The sequence below is a fragment of the Actinoplanes auranticolor genome (genome assembly GCF_018332655.1).
GTDB lineage: Bacteria > Actinomycetota > Actinomycetes > Mycobacteriales > Micromonosporaceae > Actinoplanes > Actinoplanes auranticolor.
This window is the reverse complement of sequence record NZ_BOQL01000101.1, coordinates 1-6,123: the sequence shown is the minus strand read 5'-3', so window position 1 is coordinate 6,123 and position 6,123 is coordinate 1. Positions and strand designations below refer to the sequence as shown.

7 protein-coding genes are annotated in these 6,123 nt (G+C 69.3%); 4 read left to right on the top strand and 3 right to left on the bottom strand.

All coding sequences use genetic code 11. From position 1 onward, the window contains the following. The 3 genes from Aau02nite_RS45280 to Aau02nite_RS45270 all read right to left on the bottom strand — a co-directional run. The coding region (locus Aau02nite_RS45280) for a WXG100-like domain-containing protein (protein ID WP_498368225.1) at nucleotides 1-1,047 on the bottom strand (1,047 nt) is incomplete at its 3' end. A 20-nt stretch (nucleotides 1,048-1,067) separates the two neighbouring features. Then, nucleotides 1,068-2,123: a hypothetical protein gene (locus Aau02nite_RS45275; protein WP_212994894.1), complete on the bottom strand. Its 1,056-nt coding sequence runs from the start codon at nucleotides 2,121-2,123 to the stop codon at nucleotides 1,068-1,070. After that, a complete protein-coding gene (locus Aau02nite_RS45270; RefSeq protein WP_212994893.1) occupies nucleotides 2,120-2,536 on the bottom strand; it encodes a YbaB/EbfC family nucleoid-associated protein in 417 nt (138 codons plus the stop codon). The genes Aau02nite_RS45275 and Aau02nite_RS45270 overlap by 4 nt, the downstream gene beginning before the upstream one ends. Before the next feature lie 323 nt (nucleotides 2,537-2,859). On the opposite strand from Aau02nite_RS45270, the gene Aau02nite_RS45265 reads away from it, so the two are divergent. From Aau02nite_RS45265 to Aau02nite_RS45250, 4 genes are all read left to right on the top strand, one after another. Further along, the gene (locus tag Aau02nite_RS45265) at nucleotides 2,860-3,180 is read left to right on the top strand and encodes a WXG100 family type VII secretion target (RefSeq protein ID WP_212994892.1); all 321 of its coding nucleotides are present in this window, start codon (nucleotides 2,860-2,862) and stop codon (nucleotides 3,178-3,180) included. 85 nt (nucleotides 3,181-3,265) lie between these two features. Further along, on the top strand, nucleotides 3,266-3,568 hold the full coding sequence (locus tag Aau02nite_RS45260) for a WXG100 family type VII secretion target (protein ID WP_212994891.1): 303 nt from the start codon (nucleotides 3,266-3,268) through the stop codon (nucleotides 3,566-3,568). 116 nt (nucleotides 3,569-3,684) lie between these two features. Next, entirely contained in the window at nucleotides 3,685-4,497 is an 813-nt protein-coding gene (locus tag Aau02nite_RS45255; RefSeq protein ID WP_212994890.1) for a hypothetical protein, read from the top strand. Between the two features lie 53 nt (nucleotides 4,498-4,550). After that, a partial coding sequence (locus Aau02nite_RS45250; protein WP_498368224.1) for a WXG100 family type VII secretion target occupies nucleotides 4,551-6,123 on the top strand: 1,573 nt, incomplete at its 3' end.

Here is a 6,123-nt window from a genome sequence, read left to right as displayed (position 1 = left end):
GGGGCCGCCTGCGCCGACCGGCGCCGGCCCGCCGCCGTTGCCGGGTGCCGGCGGACTGTCGCCCTCGCCGTGCTGCGGCGGCGACCCAGGTGGCGGCGGACCCTCCACACCGGCCGGCGGCGGGGTGCCCGGGCCGGCTCCACCCTTGAGGTCCGGCGGCGGCGGCAGATCGCCTTTGTCCGGGCCGATCGCGTTGCCGAGGTCCGTGGCGTACTGCTGCGCCATGCCGCCGATGATCGACGAGGTCATTGTCGCGCCGGCGTTGAAGTCGCCGCCGACCATCATCGTGAACAGGCCCTCGAAGAGGGTCTCCGCGAGCGCCGACAGCGTCTCCCGGCTGTACATGTCCTTGTTGATCTTGGGGTAGAGCTTGCCGCCGATCAGCTGGGCGCCGCTGACGCCCATGCCGATGAAGAGACCGCCCGCGAAGGCCAGGGCGATGTCCTTGTAGTCCAGTTTGTCGCGGTTGCCCTCGGCGATCTGGGTGACCTGCGACGCGAGGCTCTGCCAGACCTCCTCCAGGCCTTCCTGGACGCCTTCCCAGGCCATCCGGAGCAGCTGGTTGCGCAGCCGCATGCGGAGGAAGTCGATCAGCTGCTGGACGATCTGCCGGCCGATGGTGATCAGCGCGGGAACGGCTGCCGCGCCGAAGCCGGACGCGATCGCGATGGCGATCTCGACGACCTGGGTGAAGGCCGCGATGACGATGTTGTACTGCGTGGACTCCGAGTCCAGGGCGAAGCTGTACGCCGATTCACCCAGCTGCTTGGAGATGTTCGCGCCGGTCGGGACGTGCTGGGTGATGCCCATCTGGAACTGGCTGAACGCGACCGAGGCCGGGCCCTGGAGGCTGCCGGCGAGGGTGCCGCCCAGCGCCGCCGTCGAGTTCATGCCTCCGAGCAGGGCGCTGGTGAAGCCGTAGAGTTCCTCGCCCATGGCGCGCAGCGCCGCGGGGTCGGCCTCGGGGAACTGCTCGCCCGTGGTGTAGAGGATCGCGTCGTACGCCCACTGCCACTGCGGGTCGTTGGGGATGTGGAAATCAGGCACGGGCGACGGTCATCGGCGGCTCAGAACAGCGGGGTGGGCGTGCCGTCTGCCGAGTACGACAGGTAGAGCGGCTGGTAGCCCGGGGCGGTGGGATCGACGGCGGGGTTTTCCTTGACCACGAACAGGTGCCGTCCGTCGGGGTCGATGACCTGCCCCTGCGGGGTGGTGACCGGGGCGCCGGCGAGCGGGGTCACGGACTCGTACAGGTTGGCGTCGACCCGGCTGGTGCCGTCGGCGAACGGGTTCAGCGCCTGGAGCCGGTAGCCCTCCGGCAGCGGTTCGCCGCCGACGTAGGCGGTCGTGTACTCCGGCTTCATCATGACGGACGAGGTGGCCGGGGTCAGCCGTTCGAGCGGCTCCAGCACCTCGCCGTGGGCCAGCACACCATGCTGCATCGGTTCGAGTTCCTCGAACGGTTCCAGCAGAGCACGCTGGGTGCGGACGCCGTGCTGCATCGGCTCGAGCGCCGTGAACTCCGCGTCGGGCTCCTCGGTCGCCAGGCGGCGGCTGCGCAGGAACACCTTTCCGTCACCTTCGACGTCCGGCTCCCCGTCCGGGCGCAGGAGCCGGCCCTGCACGGCCATGCGGCTGCGGAGGACGGGCGTCTGCGCCTCCTCGCCCGGCTCGACGAGCCGTCTCCTGACGGCCTGCTGGCTGCGGAGGACGGGCGTCTCCGCCTCCGCCTCCCCCGGCTCGACCAACCGACTCCTGAGGGCCTTGCGGGCGACCGGTGTGCCCAGCGACTCGAAGTCACGCGCCAGCCGCTCGCCGACCTCGCGGGCGTCCTCGTCGGCCTCGCGGTAGAGCTTGCCGCTCTGCCGCAGGCCCTCGGCGGTGTAGTCCAGCGTGCCCCTGATCCCGCCGACCAGTTTCTCCAGGTTGTCCAGCCCTTCGAGGAACTTGGTCGAGAACTCCTTGCCCATGTCGTCGTCGCCCCACGCGCTGCCGTAGCGGTCGCGCAGCGAGATGAGCTGGTCGACGTAGCGGGTGTAGAGCGCGACGTGTTCGGCGTAGGCGTCGCCGACGCCGATGACGCCGTCGGGGTTGACCCAGAGATGACCGATCGGCCGGGTCACTGCTGGGTCCGGCCCAGGTTGAGCATCTCCCGGACGCTGGTCGCCATCCGCGGCTCCTTGGGCAGGTAGGCGTCGGTGCCGGCAGTGCCCCGGACGAGCGCCTGGGCATCCATGCCCTCCGGCAGCATCGGCGCGAGCGTCGCGGCCGCCTGCTGCATGACGTTCTCCTTGGCTTCGGTGTATGTCGCCATGATGAGCTCGGTCAGGTCGGCCGGGGCCAGCCGCTTGTGCGCGCCGGTCGGGAACCGGATGTCCGTCATGACGCCGTTCTGACCCACGGTGATGCTGACCTCGCGCCGGGGTGAGGTGGCGGTGGCCGTCAGGGCCCGCATCTTCTCCTGCAGCTCGGTGAGGCTGTTCCGTTGCCGCTGGTACTCCTCGAACAAGCCCTCGATGCGTTCGTTGAAGTTCATCCGCGCCGCTCCCTCCACGTCGGTTGACCAGTGAAGCCGCTCCCCGTCAAAGGGAGGAAGAGTGCAGGGGGATCCAGGGCGAAAACGTGCAGTGCTTTCTACCCAGGTCCGCTCGGCAGAGTCCAGCGGACGCGGAGATAGGAGAGAAGCCGTGCAGCTTTGGGCCGACGTTCGGACATACGAGGCGGTTCGGTTGTTGTTTCGTCACGGTTCTCATCAAGACTCGTCACTGCCCGCGGCGGGCGACTCTTCTCCGCCGCGGCCCGCGACAACGCCGGACGGCACCAACCGAGCCGACGGCACCCGACGTGAGGAGTACGGCTGTGTCGATGCCGATCGTTCAGACCACCGAAGAGGGCATGCAGCGTGCTGCCCAGGAGTTCTCCAACACGGCGACGGAGTTCACCGGCCAGCTGCAGGCCGTGAACACCCAGATGGGCACCCTGCAGGCGTCCTGGACCGGTCAGGCGTCGGCCGGGTTCAACCAGGCCATGGACAGCTGGGAGGCGTCCTTCCAGAAGGTCATCACCGAGCTCATCAACATGCTCGACGTCATGGGCGTGACCACCAAGGGCTACACCGCGGCCGAGGACGACGCCGCCAGCACCGCCGCCTCGTTCGGCGCTGCTCTCCCGGGCGTCTGAGCCCGCCCCGGACCTCGTCCGGACATCGACTTTCCACACCCGGCGGCGTCCGTCGTCGGGTGCTTTCTGGCAGGGAAGGACTCAAGTGTCCAACTACTCGTTCAACTTCCAGCAGGCCGACGCGGTGCTGTACGACATGAACCAGATCAACAACAAGATCAAGTCTGGCCTGGCGGAGATGGAGCGCACCGTCGAGACCAGCCTGCAGGACTGGACCGGTGCGGCGCAGCAGCAGTACTACGTCTCGAAGGCCGCGTGGAACCAGTCGGCCAATCAGATGACGGTCTACCTCGAGCAGGCCCGGGTCACCCTGGGGCAGATCTCGGACAACTACGGCACCACCGAGCAGCGTCACTCGCAGATCTGGAACGACGTCCGCGGCGGCTGATCTTCACCGGCCGGCCTCCGTGCCCGTGGTGGCGCGGCGGCCGGCTGCCTTTGTCTGCCCGGCGTCCGAAGGCCGCCGGGTGACCTCGGTTCACGACTCGGTAGGAGAACGTCGTCATGGGCATCAACTGGGACTACGCCAATCTGGACGCCGTCGATGCGTTGGGAATTTTCAGGGATTACGAGGGCGAGCACGGGGAGGATCCCGGCTGGGCGCGCTCGGTGATCGACCGGATCTACGCCGAGAAGGCCTCCGACACGACATCGCACAAAGACGACACCTCGAGCAACTTCGACCGCGACAACTACGACGCCGACGAACTCGCGGTGTGGGACTGGTACGCCGAGACGTACGTCGGCATGGACCAGAGCGCCTGGGACGACGTGAAGAAGGATCGCGTCGACGAGATCATGGACGACATCGATACATTGAAACCCGGCGAGTACCACGACTTCACCGACGAGGGCAGCAGCTGGAAGCCTCCGGTCACCACCGAGTTCACCGGCGACGTCAGCGGCAACAACGAGATGGTGGTCAACACCGAGGCGATCCAGCACCTGATCAACCAGTTCGCCACCATTGCCGTGGGTGAGCACAAGGGACTCCTGCTCGATCTGGCGACCGAGCTTGACGGCAAGATGATCAAGCCGGGTGGGTTCGCCCGGGCCGAGATCCTGCGGCAGAAGATCGACGGTACGGGCGAGGGCAACCCCGGCATCCGTGGCGACACCATCGGCCTGTTGCGTACCCTGCACCGGGCACTTTTTGATCTTCAGGCCGGTCTCCAGGTGATGAAGACCGAGTACGAGAAGACCGAAGAGGACAACGAGGTCACCCAGGCGAAGCTGCAGGAGCTGCTGAAGGACGCCTGGAGCGAGATCGGCGCGCTCAACAAGTACGGCACGGTCGGCGGCAGTACCGAGGCCTGACCGGCGTAGTGGTCCGTCGCGTGTCGGGTTCGGGGTAACGGAGGGTCCAGGGCATGGCTGAGTGGAACAGCGACGTCGAGAAGGATGCGACATTCATGCCGCAGACCATCGACACCTCCAATGAGGAGGACTACAACGTCTGGAAGACGGAGTCCCGCGGCTGGCGCAAGCTGGAGGCTGCTCTGCGGGGTGGCTCTGCCCTGAACACCGAGGCGGGCGAGGCGCATGCCGCGACCCTGGTGGACCCGCAGACGCTCGTCGACTCGGCTGTCACTTTCCACCAGATCCGCGACGCCCTGGTCTGGCTGGAGAACTTCATCCGCGACCAGGTGCAGGCCGTCGCCGGCCCGGACCGGGCCTGGCAGGGCGCGGCCGCCGACGCGTTCCTGACCAAGATGGACCTGCTCGCCGAGCACGTCGGCCGCAACGCCGAACGCATCAACGGCGGCGAGGCCTACGGGCCGAACTCCGTCCCCGAGGCGCTCTACCGCAGTGCCCACTACCTGCGGTGGGGACAGGAGCAGGTCTACCACCTCGACGTCTCCTACGCGGAGATCGCCCGTATGGACGGTGTCGGCGATGGTGGTGACGGTCCGGTGCCGATCAGCGGCTCCAAGTTCGAGAAGCCGATGGCCGAGCAGATGGCTCAGGTGGTCGGCACGGTGGCGACCGAGTACCACTCCACCTACAGCCAGGTGCAGCCGCCCACCGAGGGCACCGTGCCGATTCCGTCGCTGACCCTGGGTGACCACACGACGCCACCCTCGATCACCATCACCACGCCGCCCCCGCTCAGCACTCCGCCGCTGCTCAGCGTCACGCCCCCGCCGTCGCTGAACGTCACGACGCCGCCGCCGCTCAACGTGACCGCACCGCCACCCTCCAGTGGTCCTCCGCTGGTCACGCAGCCACCGTTCGCGCCGCCCTCGATCGCTCCGCCGAGCGGCGGACCGGGGCTCACGGTCCCGACCTTCAACGCGGCCGGAACGGGCGACGGTCCGGGGCTCGGCCCCGGGATCACCCCGCCCACGGGCGCCGCGAACTTCCAGCCGCCCGGGATCGGCGCCCCGCCGGGTGGCGGCGGCGGCCTGCCCGGTCTGGGCGGCGGCAACGGCCCGGCACCGATCGGCGGCAACGGCGCCTTCGTGCCCCCGGTCATCGGAAATGTCCCGGGCTTCGACGGCGGCCCCAAGGCCGGTGCGAACACCGTCAAGCCACCGGCGGTGGGCGGACCGCCGAACGCCGGCGCCGCGGGTGGCGGCGCCGGGGGAGCGGACTTCAAACCGCCGGCCCTGGCGAGCCCACCGGGCGGTGCGGGCCCCGGCCTGGGTTCCGGCATCCCCGGTACGGGCGGCATCGACCTCCCGGAGATCGCACCACCGCCTGCGGGCGCCGGCCTGGGTGGCGGAGCCGGTGGCGGAGCCGGTGGCGGCATGCCGCCGATGATGCCGGGCTCCCCGGGCGCGGGCGGTGGCAGCCCGGGCGGGGGCGGCGGTGGCATCCCGGACCCGTCCGACGCCGGCGGCCTGCTCGGCGGGGACGCCGACGACTGGACGTCCCCGGCGATCGGCGCCGTCGACGCCCCGAACGCCCCGTGGGGCGCCTCGCCGGGCGGCGGTGGTCTGG

Excerpts from the sequence above, each read along its gene's own strand:
- Aau02nite_RS45270 (WP_212994893.1), bottom strand. The coding sequence starts at position 2,536 with ATGAACTTCAACGAACGCATCGAGGGCTTGTTCGAGGAGTACCAGCGG.
- Aau02nite_RS45255 (WP_212994890.1), top strand. The coding sequence starts at position 3,685 with ATGGGCATCAACTGGGACTACGCCAATCTGGACGCCGTCGATGCGTTG.